The organism is Streptomyces sp. KMM 9044 (genome assembly GCF_024701375.2).
GTDB lineage: Bacteria > Actinomycetota > Actinomycetes > Streptomycetales > Streptomycetaceae > Streptomyces.
Genome location: NZ_CP113910.1, coordinates 4,228,062 through 4,251,382, shown reverse-complemented (window position 1 = coordinate 4,251,382; position 23,321 = coordinate 4,228,062). Strand labels below are relative to the sequence as shown.

The window sequence follows — 23,321 nt, the reverse complement described above, 5'->3', positions numbered from 1 at the left end:
GCGGGCGGGCCGGCCCCGGCTCTCCCCCCTCAGCCCGCTCCTCGGCACCCTCCCGGTCCCGACGCGTGGCGGGACAGCGTCGGAGCACGGCCGTTCGCGGCGCCGCACGCGGAGGTACGGGCGCCCGGACAGTCCCCCAGTCCCTCAACGACGGGCGACGGCGGTCCCCCGCCACACGGAGCGGCCGACGGGCGGGACGTCCGGAGCACGGCGCCGACCGCCTTCGCCGGTGCCCCCGTCCGTGCTTGCGGACCTCCGGACCACCAGACCCCAGACCCCCGGAGCCTGTGCCGGAAACGACCGCCGGGCGCTCCCGCTCCGGGATGCGCCTGCCGCCCCGGATCGCGGGCGGCAGGCGGCGGCCGTGGCGGGGTGGGTACCCGCCGGGTCCCGCGCTCCGGGGGCGTGATCCGGGCGACCATCGCGCGCCCGGCCCCGGGGCGGCCGTCACGTCGTCCGGGCCGTCCCCTTCTCCGCGTCCAGGGCGTAGACGCAACGGTCCTTGCTGCAGGCGTAGACGACCCCGTCCCGGACGACCGGGGAGCCGGTGATCTCGCCGCCGGTCGCGAGTTTCCATCTCAGCCGGCCGTCGTCGGACTTCAGGGTGTAGAGGAGATGGTCGGTGGAGCCGAAGTGGATCCGGCCCTCGGCGACCGCGGGGGCGCCCACGATGTCGCCGCCGGACTGGAAGCGCCACTTGGGCGTGCCGGTGACGGCGTCCAGGGTGTAGAGGCCCTTGCCGCTGCCGACGTGGACGTGCCCGGCGGCGGCCAGGACCGGCTCCACGGAGGAGCGGGCCTCGGTGGCGATGCGCCAGCGGTCGCGACCGTCGGTGGCGTCGAGGGCGTAGACCGTGCCGAGGTAGTCGGCGAGGTACACACCGCCGCCGGCGACGGCCGGGCCGGGGACGAAGGCGGGCGGTGAGAGGAAGACCGCGGGGGCCTCGAAGTGCCAGCGGACGTGCCCGCCGGCGATGTCCAGGGCCAGGACGCGGGTGCCCGCGCAGACGTACACGTATCCGTCGGGCGCGGGGGCGAGGCGGACCGGGACACCGCCGCAGGAGGCCGCGTCGCCGATGGGGTACGACCAGCGCTCCTCGCCCGTGCGCGCGTCCAGGGCGCGCAGGCGGGCGTCCTGCCAGACGTAGACCGTGCCGTCGTGGACGGCGGGGCCGGCCTCCGGGGACTCGAAGTCGGTCTGGCAGCCGGTGACCTCCCACAGCTTCTGGCCGGTGGACGCCTCCCAGCCCTGCACGCCGCCGCCGCGGGTGCCGGTGACGACGGTGCCGCGGTCGGCCTGGAGCGAGTACACCCAGGCGTCCGTGGACAGCCGCCACAGGTCGCCGCCCTCACGGGCGTCCAGGGCGAACAGGGTGGGGCCGTCGGAGGCATGGATCCGGCCGTCGGCGACCGCCATCGACCAGGCGACGTCCCGGGTCTTGAACCGGCGGCGGCCGGTGGCCACGTCGAGGGCGTGCACCTCGAAGGAGGTGACGTAGACGAGGTCACCGGCGACGGACGGGATGCCCCATACGTCGTTGGACATCCGGAAGCGCCACGGCCGCCAGCCGCTCGGCTGCTCCGGCGCCCCGGGAGGCGTCCCGCCCGGGGCGGGGTCGTCCCCGTTGACGCCGGGGCGGGGCTTGGACCAGGAGGCGGCGAGGGCGGCCTCCGGCGGGGGCGCCTTGACGGCGGCGGCGCGTGTGTCGGCTACGCGCGGGCCGGGACCGATGGGCACCGCGGCACCGGCCAGCCGGACCGGGCCCGTGTCGGGGGCGGCGCCGGCCGGCACCGGCGGCCGGGGCGGGGGCGGCGGGATGACGGGGTCGACCGGGGGCGGGGGCGGCACCGCGGGCCGGCCGCCACCGACGCTGCGGCCCGGGACGGGGGCGGGACGGGCGGGCGGACGCCCGTTGCGACGGCCCTCGATCAGGCTCACCGCCCGCTCGGGCAGCCACGCGGAGGCCGTACCGCTGTCGTCGGAGCCGGAGCCGAACAGGTGCGGGGCGAGCTGGGACTGGAGGTCGGCGGGGCTGGGCCGGGCCGGCGCGTCCATCTGCATGCAGGATTCGATCAACGGACGCAGCTCGTCCGGGAGACCGTCCAGGTCCGGGCCCTCACGCAGCAGCATGAAGACCGTCTCGACCGGGTTCGCGCCGTGGAACGGGGCGTGTCCGGTGGCCGCGAAGACCAGGGTGGACCCGAGGGAGAACACGTCGCTGGCACCGGTGACGCTGCGGGAGTCCTTGGCCTGCTCGGGAGACATGTAGGCGGGGGTGCCGACGGCGACGTTCGTCATCGTCAGGCGGGTGTTCGACACACCGGAGGCGATCCCGAAGTCGATCACCCGCGGGCCGTCCTCGACGACGAGGACGTTCGACGGCTTGAGGTCGCGGTGGACGAGCCCGGCTCCGTGGATCGAGTGCAGCGCCTCCGCCACTCCGGCCGCCAGCCAGCGCACCGCCTGGGCCGGCATCGGCCCGCACTCGTTCACTATTTCCTCGAGCGAGGGCGCGGGGACGTACGCGGTGGCCAGCCACGGCACGGCGGCGCGCGGATCGGCGTCCACCACGGCCGCGGTGTAGAAACCGGAGACGGCCCGGGCCGCCTCCACCTCGCGTGTGAAGCGGACGCGGAACAACTGGTCCTCGGCCAGCTCGGTGCGGACCGTCTTGATCGCCACGCGCCGGCCGGACGCCGACCGCGCGAGATAGACCAGCCCCATGCCGCCGGCACCCAGCCGTCCCAGCACCTCGAACGGCCCAATACGCCGCGGATCGTGCTGCGTCAGCTGATCCACCACTTTGCCTGCCACCTCCCCGTGCGAATCGCGCCACCACCTGTGCGCGACCGAAGTGCAGCGTCTCACCACCGCAGCCCCGTGGCGGCACGCACCCCGATTCTTCCTGTCCGGGGCCCTGGTTGCGAACCCGGCGACATAAGGGGTGTCCGGTGTCATATGCAAAGCAATGGGGCGGACAAGGGGCAGGGTGGGCGGCCGAAGGACCACCCCGGGAACCGCTCAGCGGGACAGCAGGGCGAAGGAGGCGCCCTGGTCGTCGGTGACCACGGCCACCGTGCCGTACGACGTCTCGAAGGGCGGCACCTGGACGCGGCCGCCGAGCCGGGTCACGTCCGCCATGGCGGCCTCGGGGTCCTCGACGGCGAAGTGCACGAGGAAATGGGGCGGCATCTCGGCCGGGAAGACGTCAAGGACCGGGGCACGGCCGAAGTCGGGCTCGGCGTTCCTCCCGAACAGGGCGTCATGGAAGAGGGCACCGTAGAAGGCGTTGGCCGCCTCGGCGTTCCGGGTGTAGAGCTCGACCCAGGCGAAGGCGCCCCGCTCGTGCCGGCGGCCGAAGCCGGGTCGTTCACCGGCCTGCCACAGGGAGAAGACGGCACCCTCGGGGTCCGTGACGAGCGCGGTGACACCGAGTCCGCCGACCGCGCGCGGCGCCGAGACGAGTTGCCCGCCCGCCGCGAGAATCCGCCGGCACAGCGTCTCGGCGTCCGGGGTCGCGAAGGACACCGTCCATACGGTGGGGAGCCGGCCGTCCGTCTTGTGCGCGAGGGACGCCACCGGCTTGCCGCCGAGCAGGGCCCGCACCGTCCCCAGGGGCGGCGAGGGGCGCACGGACCGCGCGGGGCGCGTGGCCGGTGAGGGCCACTCGGGCTGCTCCGACTGATCCTGGAACGTCCATTCGAAGAGTTCGCCGTAGAACCGCTTGCCCGCCTCCACGTCGGGAAGCTGCGCGTCCACCCAGCACGGGGTGCCCTCCGTGTACTCCGATGCCCTGTTTTCGGCCATGCCGTCAAAGTAGCGGCGCCGCACGCACCGCGCAGACCAGGCACACCCGGCGCGGACACACCTCACACCCCATTTGCAGTCGGCCGAATCGCGCTCCCATCACCCCTCGGTAAGCTGACGTCATGACAGGACAAGTGCGTACCGTCGACGGCCGCGTGGCCGGCCGGCGAGGGCAGGCGACCCGGCAGAAGCTGCTCGACTGCCTCAGCGAGATGCTCAGCTCCTCCCCCTACCGGGATGTCAAAGTCATCGATGTCGCCCGGAAGGCGGGGACCTCTCCCGCGACCTTTTATCAGTACTTCCCCGACGTCGAGGGCGCCGTCCTGGAAATCGCGGAGCACATGGCCTCCGGGGGCGCCGAGTTGACGGAGCTGATCGAGGGCCGGTCCTGGGTCGGCAAGGCCGGCTGGCAGACCGCGCAGGAACTCGTGGACGGCTTCCTGGACTTCTGGAAGCGCAACGACGCGATCCTGCGTGTCGTCGATCTCGGTGCCGCCGAGGGCGACAAGCGCTTCTACAAGATCCGCATGAAGATCCTCAACTCGGTGAACAGCTCCCTGGCGGACGCCGTCGCCGAGTTGCAGGCCAAGGGACGGGTCGACAAGGACGTCAGTCCCGCCGCGATGGCCGGGTCCCTGGTCACCATGCTCGCGGCCGCCGCCTCGCACCAGAAAGGTTTCACCTCCTGGGGTGTGAAGCAGGCGGAACTCAAGCCCAGCCTGGCCCTGTTGGTGTACCTGGGCGTCACCGGCAAGAAGCCGACCAAGTGAGCGGGACGCCCCGAGCCCTTTCCTCTCATCCCTCACTTGCCCCACGTCCTGTCCGGCAGGCGGTGGTCCACTCCGGTGGACCACCGCCTGCCGCTTTTCCGGCCGCTCGGCCGGGCCGCCCCGCGCACCGGGGCCACGCACACACGGGCCACGGACGCCGCCCTCTCCCCTCACACCCTCCTCCGACCACCCGCCGTGGCAGGCGGCTTGACCGACGAGGGCACCGACGGGTGTGACCGCCAAGGCAGTCGTGGCAGCCGGACCGCCGGCACCGTGCCCGACGCCCTCGCCGGTGACACGAGCGGAGGCGAGAGGTCCATACCGGGAAAAGGGAACACGGCCGCGCGCGCTCCCGTTGAGCACTCCGTAGGCCGGCCGACGATCCGCCCGCGCGGATGCGGGCCGGTCCGCGCACGAGCACGCCCGAGTGACACCCCAGCAACCACGGCAGCCCGCACGCCGCAGACGTCGCAGGAGGAACCCGGAATGGCCCTGACCCGAGAAGAGCGCGAACAGTTCCTGGCCGAGCCCCATGTCGCCGCGATCGCCGTCGACTCGGGTGAGGGGCGCGCGCCCCTCACCGTGCCGATCTGGTACCAGTACGCGCCCGGCGAAGACGTATGGATCATGACGGGACTGGACTCCCGCAAGAACCGGCTGATCGGTGCGGCGGGCCGGTTCTCCCTCATGGTCGACCGCCTCGACCCCACCATCCGCTACGTCTCGGTCGAGGGGCCGGTCGTCGAGACCACCCCGGCGACCGTCGAGCAGCTGCGGGAGCTCGCTTCCCGCTACCTCCCGGCCGACAAGGTCGAGGGCTATGTCGCCTTCGCCTGGAAGGACCACGGCGAGCAGGTCGTCGTGCGCATGCGGCCCGAGCGCTGGGTGTCGTCCGACCTCGGATCCGTGTGAGAGCGGATCCGGACGACGGTCCGCACGGCGGTACGACGACGCGAGGGACAGGAACAACCGAGGCATGGGAACCGATCTTCACGAGCTGCTGAGGGCGCTTCGGGTGTGGGACCCGGAGGCCACCGAACTTCCGGTGCTCGACCCGGCCGCCGCCCCCGCCGAACCGCTGCCGCTGTTCACGCGGTGGTTCGCCGAGGCGGTGGCGGCCGGCCAGCCCGAACCGCACACCATGTCGCTCGCCACGGCGGACGCGGAAGGGCTGCCCGACGTACGGATCGTGGTACTGCACGGCGCGGACGCGGACGGCTGGTCCTTCGCGACTCACACCCACAGCCGCAAGGGCGGCCACCTCGCCGCCCGCCCGTACGCGGCACTGGCCTTCTACTGGCCGGTGCTGGGCCGCCAGGTCCGGGTCCGCGGGCCCGTCGTCACCGCCCCGGCCGAGGAGGCGCGCGCCGATCTGCGCGCCCACTCGACCGGGGCGCTGGCCTCCGCTCTCACCGGCCGCCAGAGCGAGCCACTCGGCTCCCCCGAGGAGCTGGCCCGCGCCTCACAGGCCGCCTGGGAGCTGGCGCGGCGGGAGCCGGACACCCCGGCTCCGTCCTGGACCCTGTACCGCCTGCGCCCGGACGAGGTGGAGTTCTTCCAGGGCGACTCCCTCCGCCGTCACACCCGTCTGCGCTACCGCCGGTCGCCGCGGGAGAAGTGGGCCAGGGAACTCCTCTGGCCGTGAGGAAGCGGTAACGGCGGCGCGAGGCCGGACGGTTCGGGCCGGGGCGCATCACGCAGGGTGCCCCCTTCACATCCGGGCGCCCTATGTCACCGGCCCCACCCGAATCCCGCAGACGTGATCAATCCGCAACCAATTCCGGTCTTGACCGAGACCCATCAAGCATGTGTGGGATTACGCTCGCGCTCATGGCCGACTCCACCACCTCCCCGAGCCCCGCGGCACCGCACCAGGAGGACCGTCCCGTCTATGTCATCGGCGGTGGTCCCGGCGGACTCGCCGTCGCGTACGCGCTGCGCGCCCGGGGCGTGCGGGCCGTCGTCCTGGAGCGGTCGGACCGCGTGGGCGCGTCCTGGCGGCACCACTACGACCGGCTGCGACTGCACACGACCCGGCGCCTGTCCGCGCTGCCCGGCCTGCCGATACCGCGGCGGTTCGGACGGTGGGTCGCCCGCGACGACATGGTCCGGTACCTGGAGAAGTACGCCGAGCACCACCGCCTGGAGATCGTCACCGGGGTCGAGGTCTCCCGCATCGAGCGCACCGCCGACGGCACCGGCTGGCTGCTGCATGCCACCGGGGGCCGCGAGCTGACCGGCGTCGCGGTCGTGGTCGCGACGGGCTTCAACCACACACCCCGGCTGCCCGACTGGCCCGGACTGGACGCCTACACCGGCACGTTCCTGCACGCCCGCGAGTACCGCAACGCGCAGCCCTTCGCCGGCCAGGACGTCCTCGTCGCGGGAGTCGGCAACACAGGCGCGGAGATAGCCGTCGACCTGGTGGAGGGCGGCGCCTCCCGGGTACGGCTGTCGGTCCGTACCGCCCCGCACCTCGTGCGCCGCTCGACCGCGGGCTGGCCCGCCCAGAACTCGGCCGTCCTGGTGCGCCGGCTGCCGGTGGGGCTCGTCGACCGGCTGTGCCGAATACAGGCCGGGGTGACGATGCCGGACCTCTCCGCCCAGGGCCTGCCGCGCCCGGACAGCGGCCTCTACAGCAGGGTGCTGGAAGGCGCCGTTCCCGTGCAGGACGTCGGCCTGGTCGACGCCGTGCGCAAGGGCACGGTGGAGATCGTGGCCGCCGTCGAGGGTTTCGAGGACGGGAAGGTCGTCCTCGCCGACGGCAACCGCGTCGGCCCGGACGCGGTGATCGCAGCCACCGGGTACACGCGCGCCCTGGAAGGTCTCGTCGGCCACCTCGACGTCCTCGACGACCGGGGCAGACCCCTCGCCCGCGGCGCCGCCACCCCGCCCGACGCCCCCGGCCTGTACTTCACCGGCTTCACCAACCCCATCAGCGGCAACCTCCGTGAACTGGCCATCGACGCGGAGAAGATCGCCAAGGCACTGACCCGCCGCGGGGCTCCGGGCGTCTCCCGGCTCCCCGGGTGAGAACCACCGCCTCCGGTACCGGTCCGGGCGGCCCCCTGTCGGTCCGCCTGCCGACACGGCTCGGCGTACCGGGCGGCGTACCGCCGGGGGAGGAGGAGCCGTAGCGGTGGGAGCGGACATGCCGCAGGACCGGAGCCGGAATCCGGAAAAGTTGTCCACACCCTGTGGAGGAACCGGCCGCCGCGCGCTTCCGGGCCCGCCCCCGCGGAGCGCGGGAAGACGGCGTCGGCGATGACGGCGGTGCGGTGCCGCGCGTCCCGAGCGCACGGCACCACACCGCCTTCCGACTCCGGCGCTCCCTCCCGGCTCCCCTCGGCCACGAGAGAAGCGGCACCGGAATCACGACCCACACTCGCCGAGGGCTCCCGTCGTCGAAGTCCTCGGCGTCCCCTCGCAGCGAATCGCTGACAAACAGCGTGATCACGCGGTCACGACACGTCAACGTCGTTTCGGTGGGATATGAATGAATCTGTGACATATGCCCGGTTATTCGGTGCCACGCGCGGAAGCACACCCGGCGCACCGGCTCACATCCCTGTCCGTACGACCGTCCGGCCGTGCACCGGTGCACCGGTGCACTCCCACAACCGCGCCCGTCGGGCCCCCGGGGCCCGGCTCCCTACACCGCCTCGTACGCGAAGCCGCCCCAGGTCGGGGCCGCGGCCTCCCGGGCCGCCGCACAGCGGTCGAGTTCGCACCAGATACGCTTGCCGGCGCCGTCGGTGCTCCAGCCCCAGCGGTCGGCCAGGCCGTCGACGAGGGCGAGGCCGCGCCCGCCGGTCGCGTCGCCGCCCACGCAGCGCGGCACCGGCGCCCTGGCACTCCGGTCGGCGACCTCGAGTCGGACGGTGGCCTCCCCGGCCACCGGACCCGGCAGGGAGAGTCTCAGTACGGCCGGACAGCCGGTGTGCACCACGGCGTTGGTGACGAGTTCCGAGACGAGCAGGATCAGCGTCTCGGCGAGCGGCTCGTCGGCCGCGATCCCCGAACCGGCCAGACGTGAACGGGTCCACCGACGGGCCCGTCCCACCTCAGCGGGGTCGGGCCGGATCTCCAACTGCACTTGAAGCACCTGCACCGCTCACACCATCCGAACCGGCGGACACTTGGATTCGCGCCTCACGAGGGCCACGATCGTAGCCATTCTCTGCATGGCCTGGACAACGGCCGGGACAGGGATCACGGAACGTGAACCCCTTGCGGGACAGCATGGTTGACGTACAGTCACATCAACAAGCGCTTCGGGCATATTCCAGCGCGAAGGAGTACCCGTGCGGCATACTGTGCGACGCCCACCCCGGCGAGTCGAACAGGGGGTGGCAGTCGGTCTGACAGCACGACGAACGGCGGCAGGCACCGGCCGTTCCGGACTCGCCTCGGGGGCGACTCCGGTGCGGTGCGTGCTCACAACCACTCGCATCCCACACAAGGTACCGGAGTGGACAGCCGACTCCGGGCTGTGACAAGTCACGCGCAGGACACAACCCGGTCTCAACGCTCCGTGATCTCCGGATGCCACGATCCGTGACATCCGCGCGGGGCGGCCCACGACGCCGCGGGCACAAACAACGCCACAGACAGGGGACGGTGCGGACGGTCTTCGGCGGGCCGTTCGGCGGAGAGCAGCCGGGCCACCGCCCGGAAGCTCCCGGCCGGCCGGCCGAACTGTTCACGGGGCCCGGCGTGTTGCACCGCCGGCTCGCACGCGGTCGTGGCGGGCCCGGCTGTTCGGCCGCGGTGACGGGGACGGCGGCCCTGCCGCCGTCCCCGTCACCGCGGCGACCGTGCGAGCTTCGGGAGCGTTACTCGGGCACGGTGAAGTAGCGGGCGAAGGCGCTCACGATCTCTTCCTCGCCGATCCTGCCGTCGCCGTCCGTGTCCAGCGTGGCGGCGGTGGACCCGGCCAGTTCCCCGGGGACGCCGAGCACCTTCAGGACGCGGGCGGTCTCCTCGACGCCCACCGTGCCGTCGCCGTCGCCGCCACCGCCGGCCACGGCGAGGGCCGCATGCAGGAAGGGACGGGCGATCTCGGCGAACCGGTCCGGGGTGTCCCGCAGGCGCTTGACCGCGCCGTTCACGAACTCCTCGCGTGTGATGCGCTGGTCGCCGTCGCGGTCGGCGATGCCCGCCATGCCCTGCCAGAAGGCCTCGGCGCCGCCGTACAGCGCCTGGCCCCGGTCGGACCGGGCCCGGGTGCCGAACTCGGCGAGGAGCACCTTGGCCGCTCCGCTGAAGTCCTCGCGGTCGATGTAGCCGTTGCCGTCCTGGTCGAAGGTGGCGAAGCGGGCCGCGATCCTGCGCTCGTACTCGCTGGTGACCATGTCTCTTTCAGGCCGCCTTAGGTCAGTGGGGTCCCAGTGGGATCGTCTCGCTCGGAGCGTACGACGTGCGGTGCCTTCCGTGGGCCCGGAAACGACGCTCGTGCCGGATCCGGGTCCGGGTCAGGCCGACAGCGGGCGCGAGTCCCCGTCCACCGCGGACGGGACGTCCGGGTGGACGTCGAAGAGCCGGCGCACCCCGAGCGCGCCGAGCACCCGGTTGACGTGACTGCCCTCGGCAGCACCCTCGGCGGGGAGGATCAGCCGCAGGCTGCCCTGGCAGGAACGGAGCAGCCGGCGGGTGGCGATGAGCACTCCCACACCGCTGGAGTCGCAGAACCACACCTCGGAGAGATCGAGGACAAGGCGGTGTCTGCCGTCGGCCACGACATCGTGCACGCGCTGGCGCAGCACCGGCGAGGTCACCAGGTCCAGTTCGCCCGACACCTGGAGCACGGCCCAGTCGCCCTGCTCTCCGTCGGTCACGTTGAAGGTCACCACCACGCCCTTCGCTCGCCGAAACGGAAGAACCACCTACGCTTCCTTTCAGCGCGGCTGCCCACCGGCCGTGCCCTGAAACACGGCCCAGGAAACGGTAACCGAACAGAAAAGGCTTGTTTCAGTCGACTTTGTCCTCATTCAATCGGTTCCGATCAGCGAAAGGCTGGGGAGGCACGCACACCGGACGATCCGGTGTGCGTGCCGGCGGCCCTTTACCACCTGGGGCCCGGCAGGGGGCGCGCATTACCGCAAAGGGGCGTGCGAGCCCGTATGTGCCCACTACATTCGTGGGGTCGGCGGGCGCCCGCCGGACCGGGCACGCCCGCCCCGGGACGCCGGGAAAGGAGCAGGGGGTGAAGGAGCCTCATGACACAACAGGACGTACCGCTCCGCTGGGACCGCACGATGCAGCAGCGGCTCGCCCGCGGAGAGGCCGCCGCGCTCGGTGAGCTCTACGACCGGTTCGCCTCCCTCGTGCACGGCCTCGCCCACCGCGTCCTCGGGGACGAGGACGCCTCGGACACCGTCACGCGCGACGTCTTCGCCCACGTCTGGGAACATCCGGACGCCTACGACCCCCAGCAGGGCCCGCTGCGCACATGGATCGCCGCGCTGACGCACGGGCTGTCCGTCGAGCGGCTGCGCGCCAGCGGGACCGCCGCGCTCGCCCGGGACGGCGCCGGCAGCGCGGAGGGCCTGGAGCACCAGGTGCGCCACGCCTCGGTGGCCGCCCGCGCGGACTACATCGTGCACGCCATGCCGGTGCCGCTGCGGGCAGCACTGGAGCTGGCGTACTTCCAGCGCCGGGACTACCAGCAGACCGCCGCCGACCTCGGCGTCACCGAGGACGAGGCCCGCCGCCGCCTCCGGCTGGGCCTCCAGCTGCTGGCCACGGCCCGCGACGCCGAGGACCCGGGCGCACCGCCCGGCATCGGGGGTGCGGCGTGAGCGACGACCGTTTCAAGCCGTACGACGACCATGAACACGAGCCCGAGCGTGAGCAGAAGGAGCAGGAGAAGGAGCCGGAGGGGGGCGGGGAGCCCCACGGCGACACGGACGCGGGCCCACGCGCGGGCTCGGGGACCGGGGCGGACGGTACGCCCGAGCGGGACGTTCCGGGCAGCCAGGAGAGGGCCGCCGGATCCGGCCGCCCCGCCCGTGTACCGCCACGCACCTCCGTCGAGGACCCCGGACAGCACCTGCCCGCGGTGGCACCGGAACCGGAGTCTCTGACGCTGGAGCACCGGGTGCTGAAGTCACTGCTGGGCGCGTGGGCGCTGGCCGCCTGTGCACCGGAGGAGGCGACGGCCGTCGAGGAGCACCTCTGCGGCTGCGGGGCCTGCGCCGAGGAGGCGCTGCGCCTTCGGGACGCCGTCGGGCTGCTGCAGCGGTCCGAGAGCCTCGACCTGGGCCCGGGGCTGCGCACCCGCGTCCTGGAGTCCTGCCTCAAGCGGCGCCCGCCGCGCGTTCCGGTGCCGGACTGGGCCGCCGCCTACGAGGCCGAGACGGCCCGGCTGGACGCGCTGCTCCAGGACTTCGGCGACACCGAGTGGCACGCACCCGTGCGGCTGCGCTGGTACGAGGCCGACGAGGCGGTCACCCGCCGCACCACCATCGCCGGGGTCATCGCGCATCTGATGGCGGTCGACGGGCTGGTCGCGACCGCCCTCGGCCTGGCCGACCCGCTCGGCGACCTCGCGCCCGGGCAGGCCACTCCGTCGGCCCGCACCGAGGCGTTCTGGCGCGGCGCCCGCCACCCGCCGACCCGCTCCGTGCGGGCGCCCTGGCGCGCGCAGAGCCACGACCTGGTACGGACGGTGTCCTTCACGGACCACAGCGCGGGGCGGATGCCGGTCTCGTACGGCGGCTACGAGCTGCCGCTGCACGACGCGATGCTGGACCGCGCCTTCGAGTGCTGGGTGCACGGGGAGGACATCGCCGAGGCGGTGGACTATCCGTACGAGCCGCCGACCGGACGGCATCTGCACGGCATGGTCGACCTGGCCGCGCGGATGCTGCCGGCCGTCCTCGAAGCCCGCCGGCAGGCCGGTCAGGAGGTCTCCACCGGGCGGCGGCTGGTCGCGGCCGGGGCGCCGGGGCGGAGCCTGCGGCTGGAGATCGAGGGGTCCGGCGGCGGGGAGTGGCTGATCCCGCTGGACTCCCCGGCGGCCAAGGGGTCCGCGGAGCACGAGGTGGCCCACATCGCGCTCGACGGCTCGGAGTTCTGCCGCCTGGCCGCGGGCCATGTGTCTCCGCAGGAAGCGGCGGCCGGGCAGGTCGGGGACAAGGCTGCCATCCGGGACGTCCTGCTGGCGGCGGCCTCGATGAGCCGGATCTAGAGCCTGCCCGGAACCGGGGCTCGTCCGGTGACCGGGGCTCGTCCGGTGACCGGGGCTCGTCGGTGACCGGGGCTCGTCGGTGACCGGGGCTCGTCCGGTGACCGGGGCTCGTCGGTGACCGGGGCTCGTCCGGTGACCGGGGCTCGTCGGTGACCGGGGCTCGTCGGTGACCGGGGCTCGTCCGGTGACCGGGGCTCTTCGGTGACCGGGGCTCGTCCGGTGGATCGTGCCGGACGGGCCCGGCCCTGCCCCCGCGTCGTCCGCGTTGCCGGCGGTTCAGGCGAAGACGACCGTCCGGCGCCCGTTCAGCAGGATGCGGCGCTCCGCGTGCCACTTCACGGCACGGGCGAGCGCCTGGCACTCGACGTCGCGGCCGACGGCGACGAGCTGGTCGGGGGTGACGTCGTGCGCCACCCGCTCGACCTCCTGCTCGATGATCGGGCCCTCGTCGAGGTCGGCGGTGACGTAGTGCGCGGTGGCACCGATCAGCTTCACGCCCCGGGCGTGCGCCTGGTGGTACGGCTTCGCGCCCTTGAAGCTCGGCAGGAAGGAGTGGTGGATGTTGATGATCTGCCCGGAGAGCTGCTTGCACAGGTCGTCCGAGAGGACCTGCATGTAGCGGGCGAGCACGACGAGTTCGACGCCGTCCTCGCGCACGATCTCCAGCAGCCTCGCCTCGGCCTGGACCTTGGTGTCCTTCGTCACCGGAATGTGATGGAAGGGGATGTTGTACGAAGCCACCAGCTCGGCGAAATCGGTGTGGTTGGACACCACCGAGGCGATCTCCACCGGCAGCGCACCGGTCCGGGCGCGGAACAGCAGGTCGTTCAGGCAGTGGCCGAACCTGCTGACCATCAGGACGATGCGCATCTTCTTGTCGGCGCGGTTTATCCGCCAGTCCATCCTGAACGCGTCACCGATCGCCGTGAAGCTCGCCCGCAGCTTCTCCACGGTCACCGGGGCCGCCGCGGAGAAGTGGACCCGCATGAAGAAGAGCCCGGTGTCGTGGTCGCCGAACTGCTGGCTGTCCTCGATGTTGCAGCCGGTCATGAACAGGTAGCTCGACACGGCGTGCACGATGCCCTGCTTGTCGGGGCAGGACAGGGTCAGGACGTACTGGTCGACGGGGGCCTCTGCTCGGGTGGGCTGCTCACTCATGCGGAAAAGGGTCCCATACGCGGATCCCGGCCGTGCGGCCGTTCCGCTACGCGGACCGGGTCAGGATGCTCAGCACCTCGAGGCTCTGCGGCGGGGTGTCGGGCTCCTCCCCGTCACTGGTCGCCAGCCGTACGTGCGCGTCCCGCGCGGCGCGCACCGCGTCCGGCCACCCCTCGTGCGCGAGGTAGGCGGTGACGGGCGCGTCCGGACCGACCTGGTGCATGATCCGCAGCACGCGCAGCACCGCGGTGTCCACGAGCGCCGCCTCCTGGGAGTCGCGGAAGATCGTGCCCACGTACTTCTCGGCGGACCAGTTGTCCAGCCAGGTGTCCTCGACCAGCCGGTAGACCGCGTCGGTGACGTCGCCGTAGCCGTCCACACCCGCCAGCCAGACGCCGTGCTGGAACCCGGGGTCGGAAAGCATGTGCAGCGCGGAGCGCACGTTGCTGCGCCAGCGCCACCATGGCATGTCGTTGAGTGGCATGCCGCCCATGGTGAGGGAGCGACGGCCGCGACGGGAAGAGTTCTCCGAACCTTGCACGGTCGTCGATCGTACGTTTCGCCTCGCCACCGGTCACACCGGACCCGGCAATTCACCTCCACGTCACTTTCCGTTGATGACAGGTCACCCACCGGTTGACGGTGGGGGGCAATCGTGCGTGAACATGACCGGCAGTCCACGCAACCACAGCCGCAGCCACTCCCTCCCCCGCCGCAGCCCCCGGCCGTCCAGAGCCGGCACCCTGGCCGCGGGCGCGCTGACGGCGACGATGCTGACCGCCGGATGCGGAGCCGTCCCCGGCCCGGGAGGCACCGACGACGAACCGATCACCGTCATGACCTGGGCACCCGAGAGGACCAGCGCCACCAACAAGCCCGGCATGCCCGCTTTCGCGCGGGCGTACGCGAGCTGGGTGAACGCCGGGGGCGGCATCAACGGCCGCGAGCTCGACGTGATCACCTGCAACGAGCACAACGACAGCGTGTCCGCCTCGCGGTGCGCCCGGACCGCGGTCAAGGAGAACGTCGTCGCGGTGGTCGGCTCGTACAGCCAGCACGCCGACGCGTTCCTGCCGACCCTCGAGGGTGCCGGCATCCCGTACATAGGCGGCTACGGCATCACCACCGACGAGTTCACCAGCCCGCTGTCCTATCCCGTCAACGGCGGCCAGCCGGCGCTGCTGGCGGGCCTCGGCCTCGCCCTCGCCGACGCCTGCGGGCCGGTCACCCTGATCCGGCCTGACACCATCACGGGCGACCAGCTGCCCCCGCTGCTCGACTCGGGCCTGTCCGCGGGCGGCCACGAGCCGACCGCGGACCAGCGGGCGGCGGAGGAGGCCACCGAGTACGGCGGGCAGGCGAAGCGGGCCCTGGAGACCAGCACCGCCGACCCGGAGGGCGAGGGCTGCGTGGTGCCCGCGCTCGGCGACCGCACCAGCACCTTCATGGACTCCTTCCGCCGCGCCCGCGCCGACTACCCGGACGTGCGCACCGCGACCGTGCTGGGCAGCGTCGACCAGACGACGATCAACGCGACCGGCGGGGCGTCGGGTCCGTACGAGGGGTCGTACGTCACCGGCTGGTACCCGGCGTCGAGCGACGAGCTCTGGGACCCGATGAAGGAGGTCATCAAGAAGGAGGCGTTCGGCGACAACCGGATCGACCCCGCCGACGCCGGTGTGCAGACCACCTGGATCGCCTACACGGTGTTCCGGCAGGTCGTCGAGTCGCTCGGCGACGGCGAGGTCGGCGCCGACACCGTGACCCGGACGCTGGACGACGGACTGAAGGTCGAGACGGGCGGGCTCACCCCCACCCTGCGCTGGCAGTTCCAGGACAAGCTGGCCGCCGTCGGCTTCCCCCGGCTGGTCAACGCCAACGTGACCTTCCAGGAGGTCGAGGACGGCCGGCTCGTGTCCGGCCGCGACGGCTTCATCGACGTGACGGACACCCTGCAGGACGCCGATCTGGCCTGACGCACGGGCAGGACGCCCACCCGGCCGGAGCCGGGCCGGTCACAGCTGGGTCGGCTGCCGTTCGGTCAGGCCGTGCTGCCTGGCGATCGCGTTCCACAGCTCGGCGGCCCTGGTCTTCTCGGCGGTCGCGGTGCCACTGGCCTTGTTGGCGGCCTCGGTCTCGCCGGTCGAACGGGCCTGGCCCTTCTTGCAGCCCTTCTCGCCCGCGGTCTGGTCGGCCCAGGCCGCGTAGTGGTTGTCGGCCGACGCCGACGCCTGCCACGCCTTGGTGAGTGCGGTGGTCAGCGCCGCGTGCTCGGGCAGTTCGTCCACCGAGAGCGTGGTCAGGTCGGTGACGAGCTGGTTGCGCTGTCCGGCCGCGTCCCGCAGGTCCTTGGCCGCCTGCTGGAGGTCCTTGCAGACCTTCACGTCCTCCACCGCGTTGATCACGGCGGACCGGCTGTCGCCGCTGTGGGCCAGCAGCTTGTCCAGCTCGACGGCCTGCTGCCGGACCGGGTCGACGGACGGCTCGGCCGACGGCTCGGCCGACGGCGCCTCGCTCGCGGGCGTGGCGGCGGAGACCGCCCGGCTGCTGTCGCCGTCGTCGTCCCCGCCGCCGAGCAGGGCGCCCGCCCCGACGCCGAGCACGACGAGACCGACGCCGACCGCCGCGATCAGCGGCACCTTCGAACCCGTACGGCCGCCCCGGCCGCCCCTGCCTCCGCCCTCGTTCTGACGGGCGGCACGCCGGCCACCGCCGGTGCCGTGTCCGGCCTGCGGAGGGGCGGAAGGCCGCTGGTGCTCGACACGGGGCATCTGCTGGGTGGACCCGGCCGGGTCCTCGCCGCCGGAGGCGCGGAAGAGGTTGTCGAACTCGGCGGGCGGCTGCCGGTTCCCCTCGTCGGCGGGCAGACCGGCGGGAGTACCGGGCGCGGCGACGTACGGCGTGCCCTGGGGCCGGTCGGTCACCGGTGCCATGAACTGGGTGGCCTCGGCGTCGGGGTTGCCCGCGGGCGGTGGCGGCCCGCCGGCCCGGCCGGCCCCGCCCTGGGCGGGCAGACCCAGGTACCGGGTCGCTTCGGAGTCGTGTGCGGCGGGCATCTCGGGAGGCAGCGCTCCCGGGCCCACCGGGGGTATGAACTGGGTCGCGCCCTCGTCCGCGGGGGCGGCGGGCACCGGCGGCATGAACTGGGTGGCCCCTTCCGACCCGTCGGGCGGCGTGCCCGCCCCGCCGGAGCCGTACGCGCCGTACCCGAAACCCTGCTGCGGCGGCGGAGCGTCTTCGCCCTGCTGCCCGTAACCGTCCGTCTCCCCCGGGGCGGAGCCGTGGGCCTCACCGCTCCCGTGTCCGCCGTGGCCGGGTTCCCGGCCGGTGGCCTGCGGCGGCATCGGCGCGGAAGGGCCGCCGGCGTTCGGGGCGTACGTCGGAGCGTACGAGGAGGGGGCACCGTGAGTCCCGCCGTGGGCCGGGCCCTGTGTGCCCCAGGGCGCCGGTTCCTGCGTGCCCCACTGCTGGGCGGGCGGGGACGACTGCCATTCCTGGCCGGACTGCGGCCGCGACGCGGGCGCGGGCGGCGTCTGCTGCTCGGGCCCCCACGGCGTGCCCCAGGTCTGGCCGCCGGCCGGTCCGGTCCCGCCGGGCGCCCGTCCGCCCGGCGGGACCGGACCGGCCGGGGTACCCGTCATGCCCGGCAGCAAGGGCCCGCCGCCGTCGGAGGGCAGCACGATGCCTTCGCGCGCGGGGCGCGCCGAGGGCTCCTCGCCCTGTCCACTCTGCGTCACCGGGACTCCTACCCATGGGGAACCTTGTGGATCGTCGGCTCACGCTACCGGGTCCCCGGAGCCCGGTGCCACGCAGCACAGGACCTGATCTCATGCCCTGTGAGCGCGGTAACAAAACCGGGTCACCGCACACTGCTCACGTCGCCTCCTCCGCCCCGTTCCCGTGTCGGCCCCGCGCTGCCCGCACGTTCACCCGTCACCGGCCGCCGAGTTCACCCGACGACCGGCCTCCGGCCACACCCCTGCGGTGCCCCACCGGTCCCGTACAGCCGCCCCGCCGTGCTCACGCCACCGCGGGCAGGGCCGTGCGCGCGCCGAACTCCCGTACCACCGCCTCCCCCTGATACGGCTCCAACTGCTGCTGGAAGTCCTCCAGGTACTCGGCTCCCCGGTCGGACCTGAGCCCGTCGAGCAGTTCCACCGCCTTCAGGCCCGTGCTGCAGGCCTGTTCGACCTCCCGCTGCTGCACCTGCGCCGTGGCGAGCAGCACATAGCCGATCGCCCGGCGCCGCGCCCGCGACTCGGGATGCCCGTCCAGCGACTCGCGCGCGTACCGCGCGGTGGCCTCGGCCTGGCCCAGGTCCCGGTGACAGTGCGCCAACTCGTCGGCCAGGTAGGCCGTGTCGAAGTGTGTGATCCACACGGGATCGTCCCCCGAGGCCTGATCGGCCGCCTCCATGGCGCTGATCGCGCGCCCGGCCGCTTCCTGCGCGGCGTACGTGTCACCCATCAGCGCGTGCCCGCGTGCCTCCGCGGCCCGGAACATGGCCTCCGCACGGGGGGTCGCCCGTCCGCGCGCGCCTTCCTGGGCCGCCCGCGCCAACTGCGCGATCTCGCGCGGGTTTCCGAGCTGCGCGGCCAGATGGCTCATGGAGGCGGCGAGCACGTACCCGCCGTACCCCCGGTCGCCGGCCGCCTGGGCCAGCCGCAGCGCCTGGACGTAGTAGCGCTGGGCGAGGCCCGGTTGCCCGGTGTCGACGGCCATGTACCCAGCCAGTTCGGTCAGTCGGGCGACCGCCGCGAACAGCTCGCGCCCGACGGCCTCCCGGTACGATCCGGCGAGCAGCCCGGAGACGACGCTGTTGAGGTAGTGCACGACGACCGGGCGCACATGCCCGCTGCCGTACTGGTGGTCCAGGTCCACCAGGGACTGCGTCATGGCCCGTACGGCCGCCACGTCGGAGCGGCCGACCCGCGGCCCGGCCGAGCGCGCGACCTGCGGGTCGGGGGCGGTGATCAGCCAGTCCCGGCTCGGCTCCACCAGCGCGGACGCGGCGACGGGGGAGCCGGACAGGAAGTCCCGTCGGCCCACGTCGCTGCGCCACAGCTCGCAGACCTGCTCTATGGCCCCCAGTACCGTCGGCGAGAACTGGAGACCGACACCCGACGCGAGGTTCTTGCCGTTGGCCATGCCGATCTCGTCGATCGTGACCGTACGGCCCAGCTTGCGCCCGAGCGCCTCCGCGATGATCACCGGTGCCCGGCCCCGCGGCTGCTGTCCGCGCAGCCAGCGGGCCACCGACGTCTTGTCGTACCGCAGGTCGAGGCCGTGTTCGGCACCGCACATGTTGACTCTGCGGGCCAGCCCGGCGTTGGAGCACCCGGCTTCCTGGATGAGCGCCTGCAGTCGTTCGTTCGGCTGCCGCGCGACGAGAGGCCTTGCGGCCATGGCATACCCCCTGAGGCTGCGGTGCCTGCCCGCGCACCGAGTTGACGTGTCTTCGGCGGCCGAGCCCGCCCGTCCCCTGACAACTCCCCTCGTGAAGGGGCGAAAGTTCCGGCCGGGAAGATCAATGCCCCGCCGAGGTGCCGAAGATGCGAGGCATGTACGAATTGACGAGGTAACAGCGGATGTCGGCCCCGTCCTGACCACCCACCCTTGGCTACCCACCCGCGGGCACCGATCCCCACGCGCGCCCCCGCACATGCACCCATGCGCCCCGACCACGGGCAGGTGCCCCTCCCCCGCGCACGGGCACGGGCGTAACCCCTGGTGGCGGACGTAGTTGTGTTCACCGTGGAAGAGACGATCCCCGGGACCGATGCCGGACAGATCCCGAAGCAGCACGGGGAAACCCTGCTGGACACCGCGGTTCGCTATACCGAGGAGCGACACTGGGACGTGTTTCCGGGCACCTGGCTGGAGGCTGTCGCCGGGGTGCACCGCTGCTCGTGCGGTGTCGTCGAGTGCCCGGCACCCGGCGCACACCCGGCGCGCTCCGACTGGGCGGGCCAGGCGACCGGCAGTGCGAGCGCCGTCCGCCGCATGTGGCAGATGCGGCCGACGGCCTCGATCCTGCTGCCCACCGGCCACTCCTTCGACACGATCTCCGTTCCCGAGACGGCCGGGTTCCTGGCACTGGCCCGGATGGAGCGGATGGAACTGGCGCTCGGTCCGGTGACCCTGACGCCCGCCCGGCGCATGGAGTTCTTCGTGCTCCCCGGCGCCGCCGCGAAGGCGCCGGCCCTGATCCGTTCCCTGGGCTGGTCGCTGTCCCCGCTCGATCTGACCGTGCGGGGTGAGGGGATGTACGTGGCGGCCCCGCCCACGCGGTTCGGGTCCAAGGGGGCCGTGCAGTGGGCCAGCAGACCCACACCTGCGAACCGGTGGCTGCCGGACGCCGCGGAGCTGATCCCGCCGCTGGCGTACGCGTGCGGCCGCGACCGGCAGGACCGGCAGGACCGCCAGGACCGCCAGGACCGCCGGGACCGCCGGGACCGCCGGGACCGCCGGGATCAGCGGAAGCGGTAGGAACGGTGGAAGCGGTGGCGCACGCGGCGGGAGAGGGTCGCGGCGCGCACGACTCGTCCCCCCGTCCTCGGCCTGTGCCGCGCGGCCCCGAGCACGGCACCGCCTGCCGGAGATCCTCACGACGGTCAGCAAGGGCTGAGGGCGCCCACCGGGCGGCACGGGAACGGGGTGCGGCCGGGGTGGCTCCGGGTGGCCGGCGGGGAAACGGGCACGGGGCCGTGGGCGCGGAACGGGCATGCACGGCATGCGGCGGCCTGCGGTCGTCTGCGGCCCACCACCACGCGGTGGAGACGCCCGGGAGCTGAGCGGGGGACACGGACCCGCCGGGCGGGGCGCGGACCGGGGCGGCGCCGGGCGGCCTGGCCGACGAGCCGCGAGGCGGACTTCCCGCGGACGCGTCGGCATCGACGGCCGGATACGGGACGGCGTACACGGCACCCACGGCAGGCAGGCAGGCGGCACACCGCCTCGGGCCGACACAGCACCGGAACCGGGCGGGGACACGGGCCCGCCGGGCGGGGCGGGCACGCGGCGGGCCTGCCGGCACGGGGCCTGTGACCCGCGGCGGCGTACGCGGCACGGCCTGTGGACCCGGCGAGGGCCGGGGACGCCCGGGGCTCAGGTGTCCCGGAGGGTGTCCAGGAAGGGTTCGATGGCCGTGCGCCAGGCGTCGGGCTGGTCGTAGTGGACGAGGTGGCCGGCGTCGGCCACCTCCGCGTACCGGCCGCGGGGCAGGACACGGACCATCTCCTGGGCCTCCGCACGGCCCAGTTCGCTGTCGAGGCCGCGGACCACCAAGGTCGGGCACCGCACCTGGGCCAGCTCCTCCCAGTGCGCGTCGTACACCCAGGTCTCGCGGGAACGGAGCATCTGGCCGGGGTCGAAGACCGGCCGCCAGCCGTCCGGGGACTCGGCCATCACCTCGGCGTAGAACTCGCCGCGGGCCGGGTTCGGACGCTCCACCCACGGGTCGTCCTCGACGAACCACTTGCGGACGTCGGCGAGCGTGGCGAAGGGGACGGGCCAGGCCTTGAACCACTGCGCCCATTCGCGCTGCGAGGCGGCCCCGAGCGCGGAGGCCCGCATGTCACAGATGATCGCCCCGCGCACCAGGTCGGGTCGTTTGGCGGCCAACTGCCAGGCGGTGAGCGCGCCCATGCCGTGGCCGACGAGGACGGCCGGGCCGAGGCCCAGCTGTTCGAGGGCCGCCTCGGTGTCGTCGACGTAGGCGTCCCGGGTGAACGAGGCCTGCGCGGGCTTGTCGCTGCGACCGTGGCCACGCTGGTCGAGGGCGACCGCCCGGTACCGCGCGGAGAGCCAGCGGGCGGTGGACGCCCAGTGCGAGGCGCGGCCCATGAGCCCGTGGAGTAACAGCACGCTCGTGCGCTCCGCCGGGTCGCTGCCGGTCTTGGGCGGGTCGCCGAACTCCCAGGCGGCGAGACGTATGCCGTCCGCCCCCGTCACGTCGATGCGTCGCGCCATCGTCTTGGCACCCCCAGCTCGCTGCCTGCCGTGCTGCTTGCCCTGCCTGCTGTTGCCGCCCCACAGACTATCGAATGCGCTTTCGAGAATGCGGTTCCAGTCGCCAATACCCCTCGTTCGAGTGACCCTGTTCGAGGATTGGTCGCCACGGCCGGGGGGAGATCTTCAACGAGGGGGGCGGACCACTCGGGGAAACCGGTCCGCAGGGGATGACCCTGGGAGCTCGGGGCTCCGGGTCAGCACAGGGGAGGACAGGCCCCGGCGCCGTGCGGCGCCGGGGCTCCTCACGTGGTCACGGCACATCCTCCCGCCCCTCCCCGGCCGGATGGCAGCGCTGCCGGCCCGGCCAAGAGCCCCTCAGGCCATATGCCTCACGCGCCAGCCTCGCACGCGAACCGGGCGAGCGCTGCGCTTCGACGCACTCGGTCCCGGATTCGGCGCGATCGCACCGGCTCCGCACCTTCCTTCCACGCCGGTCGAGTCGACCGGACACAGACACGGATACAACTACGGCTTGGCGACGAACACGTGCGAGGCGATGTCCTTCTCCAGCTCGGCCGCCTCACCACTGCTGCCCACGAGCACACCGCCCGCCGACTCCGTCACGCTGACCACCGAACCGGGCTGGACGCCCGCCCGGCGCAGCGTGTACATCAGCTGCGCGTCCGTCTGGATCGGCTCGCCGATACGGCGCACCACGACCGTCTTGCCCTCGAGGCCGGGGTCGAGTTCGGCCAGGGACACCATGCCCTCGTCCAGGAACGGGTCGGCGCCGTCCTTCTCGCCCAGCTCCTCCAGGCCCGGGATCGGGTTGCCGTAGGGCGACTCGGTGGGGTGCCGCAGCAGCTCCAGCACGCGGCGCTCGACGGCCTCGCTCATCACGTGCTCCCAGCGGCAGGCCTCGGCGTGCACCTGCTCCCACTCCAGGCCGATCACGTCGACGAGCAGGCACTCGGCGAGGCGGTGCTTGCGCATCACGCGGGTGGCGAGCCGGCGGCCCTCGTCGGTGAACTCCAGGTGGCGGTCGGCCGCGACGGACACCAGGCCGTCGCGCTCCATCCGCGCCACCGTCTGGCTGACCGTCGGCCCGCTCTGGTCGAGCCGCTCCGCGATCCGGGCGCGCATGGGGACCACGCCTTCCTCTTCCAGCTCGAGGATGGTGCGGAGATACATCTCCGTAGTGTCGATCAGTCCGGACATACGTGCCCCTCGATGAGATCTGCGATTGGCTCTGCCGGAGGCTGGACGGCTCATCCGGCGCATGCGCTGGCCCTGAACCCAATTCTGACGCATGGCGCCGACAATCGGGGCGCACCGTGGAAACGAAGGGTATGCGCGGGGTGGTACAGGGGGGGTGCAGGACCGCCGCGAAGGGCTTCCCGGACCCTCGGGCCGTCATATTGACACGGCGCTGGTCCGGACCG

18 protein-coding genes and 1 pseudogene are annotated in these 23,321 nt (G+C 73.1%); 8 read left to right on the top strand and 11 right to left on the bottom strand.

Annotated features, from left to right (window positions below):
- Positions 1–447: 447 nt before the first annotated feature.
- Positions 448–2,802 (bottom strand): serine/threonine-protein kinase, encoded by a 2,355-nt coding sequence (locus HUV60_RS19200; protein WP_257850156.1) that lies wholly within the window; start codon positions 2,800–2,802, stop codon positions 448–450.
- A gap of 219 nt (positions 2,803–3,021) precedes the next feature.
- Positions 3,022–3,807, bottom strand: coding sequence for a VOC family protein (locus HUV60_RS19195; protein ID WP_257848485.1), 786 nt, complete (start codon positions 3,805–3,807; stop codon positions 3,022–3,024).
- 134 nt (positions 3,808–3,941) lie between these two features.
- Here HUV60_RS19195 and HUV60_RS19190 point away from each other — a divergent pair, with 134 nt between their 5' ends.
- From HUV60_RS19190 to HUV60_RS19175, 4 genes are all read left to right on the top strand, one after another.
- Positions 3,942–4,577, top strand: a complete 636-nt coding sequence (locus HUV60_RS19190; protein ID WP_257850155.1) for a TetR/AcrR family transcriptional regulator — start codon at positions 3,942–3,944, stop codon at positions 4,575–4,577.
- A 486-nt stretch (positions 4,578–5,063) separates the two neighbouring features.
- A complete protein-coding gene (locus HUV60_RS19185; RefSeq protein ID WP_257848484.1) occupies positions 5,064–5,489 on the top strand; it encodes a pyridoxamine 5'-phosphate oxidase family protein in 426 nt (141 codons plus the stop codon).
- 64 nt (positions 5,490–5,553) lie between these two features.
- On the top strand, positions 5,554–6,222 hold the full coding sequence (locus tag HUV60_RS19180; protein WP_257848483.1) for a pyridoxine/pyridoxamine 5'-phosphate oxidase: 669 nt from the start codon (positions 5,554–5,556) through the stop codon (positions 6,220–6,222).
- A gap of 185 nt (positions 6,223–6,407) precedes the next feature.
- Positions 6,408–7,610, top strand: a complete 1,203-nt coding sequence (locus HUV60_RS19175) for a flavin-containing monooxygenase (RefSeq protein WP_257848482.1) — start codon at positions 6,408–6,410, stop codon at positions 7,608–7,610.
- Positions 7,611–8,229: 619 nt separating this feature from the next.
- On the opposite strand, the gene HUV60_RS19170 is transcribed toward HUV60_RS19175, so the two are convergent.
- The 3 genes from HUV60_RS19170 to HUV60_RS19160 all read right to left on the bottom strand — a co-directional run bounded on the left by HUV60_RS19170 (position 8,230) and on the right by HUV60_RS19160 (position 10,432).
- On the bottom strand, positions 8,230–8,673 hold the full coding sequence (locus tag HUV60_RS19170; protein ID WP_257850154.1) for an ATP-binding protein: 444 nt from the start codon (positions 8,671–8,673) through the stop codon (positions 8,230–8,232).
- A gap of 739 nt (positions 8,674–9,412) precedes the next feature.
- Entirely contained in the window at positions 9,413–9,931 is a 519-nt protein-coding gene (locus HUV60_RS19165) for an EF-hand domain-containing protein (protein WP_257848481.1), read from the bottom strand.
- Between the two features lie 120 nt (positions 9,932–10,051).
- Complete coding sequence (locus HUV60_RS19160) at positions 10,052–10,432, bottom strand: STAS domain-containing protein (protein ID WP_257850153.1); 381 nt, start codon at positions 10,430–10,432, stop codon at positions 10,052–10,054.
- Positions 10,433–10,795: 363 nt separating this feature from the next.
- Between HUV60_RS19160 and HUV60_RS19155 the strand changes: the two genes are divergently transcribed.
- Positions 10,796–11,377: a sigma-70 family RNA polymerase sigma factor gene (locus tag HUV60_RS19155; protein WP_257848480.1), complete on the top strand. Its 582-nt coding sequence runs from the start codon at positions 10,796–10,798 to the stop codon at positions 11,375–11,377.
- Positions 11,374–12,768 (top strand): maleylpyruvate isomerase N-terminal domain-containing protein, encoded by a 1,395-nt coding sequence (locus HUV60_RS19150; RefSeq protein WP_257848479.1) that lies wholly within the window; start codon positions 11,374–11,376, stop codon positions 12,766–12,768. Before HUV60_RS19155 ends, HUV60_RS19150 begins: the two co-directional genes overlap by 4 nt.
- Before the next feature lie 276 nt (positions 12,769–13,044).
- Here HUV60_RS19150 and purU read toward each other — a convergent pair whose 3' ends face one another.
- Both purU and HUV60_RS19140 read right to left on the bottom strand, forming a co-directional pair.
- On the bottom strand, positions 13,045–13,926 hold the full coding sequence (purU, locus tag HUV60_RS19145) for a formyltetrahydrofolate deformylase (RefSeq protein WP_257848478.1): 882 nt from the start codon (positions 13,924–13,926) through the stop codon (positions 13,045–13,047).
- 46 nt (positions 13,927–13,972) lie between these two features.
- Positions 13,973–14,419 carry an SCO4402 family protein gene (locus HUV60_RS19140; RefSeq protein ID WP_257848477.1) on the bottom strand — a complete coding sequence of 149 codons (447 nt, stop codon included), beginning with the start codon at positions 14,417–14,419 and terminating at the stop codon, positions 13,973–13,975.
- Positions 14,420–14,591: 172 nt separating this feature from the next.
- Between HUV60_RS19140 and HUV60_RS19135 the strand changes: the two genes are divergently transcribed.
- On the top strand, positions 14,592–15,902 hold the full coding sequence (locus tag HUV60_RS19135; RefSeq protein WP_257848476.1) for an ABC transporter substrate-binding protein: 1,311 nt from the start codon (positions 14,592–14,594) through the stop codon (positions 15,900–15,902).
- A gap of 39 nt (positions 15,903–15,941) precedes the next feature.
- On the opposite strand, the gene HUV60_RS19130 is transcribed toward HUV60_RS19135, so the two are convergent.
- Positions 15,942–17,663 (bottom strand): hypothetical protein, encoded by a 1,722-nt coding sequence (locus HUV60_RS19130; protein WP_257848475.1) that lies wholly within the window; start codon positions 17,661–17,663, stop codon positions 15,942–15,944.
- A 283-nt stretch (positions 17,664–17,946) separates the two neighbouring features.
- The gene (locus HUV60_RS19125) at positions 17,947–19,332 is read right to left on the bottom strand and encodes a transcriptional regulator (protein WP_257848474.1); all 1,386 of its coding nucleotides are present in this window, start codon (positions 19,330–19,332) and stop codon (positions 17,947–17,949) included.
- 339 nt (positions 19,333–19,671) lie between these two features.
- Between HUV60_RS19125 and HUV60_RS19120 the strand changes: the two are divergent.
- A pseudogene (locus tag HUV60_RS19120) lies at positions 19,672–20,331 on the top strand (bifunctional DNA primase/polymerase); the annotation flags it as partial.
- 702 nt (positions 20,332–21,033) lie between these two features.
- On the opposite strand, the gene HUV60_RS19115 reads toward HUV60_RS19120, so the two are convergent.
- Complete coding sequence (locus tag HUV60_RS19115) at positions 21,034–21,897, bottom strand: alpha/beta fold hydrolase (protein ID WP_257848472.1); 864 nt, start codon at positions 21,895–21,897, stop codon at positions 21,034–21,036.
- 507 nt (positions 21,898–22,404) lie between these two features.
- Positions 22,405–23,097, bottom strand: a complete 693-nt coding sequence (locus tag HUV60_RS19110) for a metal-dependent transcriptional regulator (RefSeq protein WP_257848471.1) — start codon at positions 23,095–23,097, stop codon at positions 22,405–22,407.
- Between the last annotated feature and the right edge of the window lie 224 nt (positions 23,098–23,321).

Bases quoted from the DNA above. Each gene is read 5' to 3' on its own strand.
- purU (WP_257848478.1), bottom strand. From the start codon at position 13,926: ATGAGTGAGCAGCCCACCCGAGCAGAGGCCCCCGTCGACCAGTACGTC.
- HUV60_RS19195 (WP_257848485.1), bottom strand. From the start codon at position 3,807: ATGGCCGAAAACAGGGCATCGGAGTACACGGAGGGCACCCCGTGCTGG.
- HUV60_RS19175 (WP_257848482.1), top strand. From the start codon at position 6,408: ATGGCCGACTCCACCACCTCCCCGAGCCCCGCGGCACCGCACCAGGAG.
- HUV60_RS19165 (WP_257848481.1), bottom strand. From the start codon at position 9,931: ATGGTCACCAGCGAGTACGAGCGCAGGATCGCGGCCCGCTTCGCCACC.
- HUV60_RS19135 (WP_257848476.1), top strand. From the start codon at position 14,592: ATGACCGGCAGTCCACGCAACCACAGCCGCAGCCACTCCCTCCCCCGC.
- HUV60_RS19115 (WP_257848472.1), bottom strand. From the start codon at position 21,897: ATGGCGCGACGCATCGACGTGACGGGGGCGGACGGCATACGTCTCGCC.
- HUV60_RS19180 (WP_257848483.1), top strand. From the start codon at position 5,554: ATGGGAACCGATCTTCACGAGCTGCTGAGGGCGCTTCGGGTGTGGGAC.
- HUV60_RS19185 (WP_257848484.1), top strand. From the start codon at position 5,064: ATGGCCCTGACCCGAGAAGAGCGCGAACAGTTCCTGGCCGAGCCCCAT.
- HUV60_RS19140 (WP_257848477.1), bottom strand. From the start codon at position 14,419: ATGGGCGGCATGCCACTCAACGACATGCCATGGTGGCGCTGGCGCAGC.
- HUV60_RS19155 (WP_257848480.1), top strand. From the start codon at position 10,796: ATGACACAACAGGACGTACCGCTCCGCTGGGACCGCACGATGCAGCAG.
- HUV60_RS19125 (WP_257848474.1), bottom strand. From the start codon at position 19,332: ATGGCCGCAAGGCCTCTCGTCGCGCGGCAGCCGAACGAACGACTGCAG.
- HUV60_RS19110 (WP_257848471.1), bottom strand. From the start codon at position 23,097: ATGTCCGGACTGATCGACACTACGGAGATGTATCTCCGCACCATCCTC.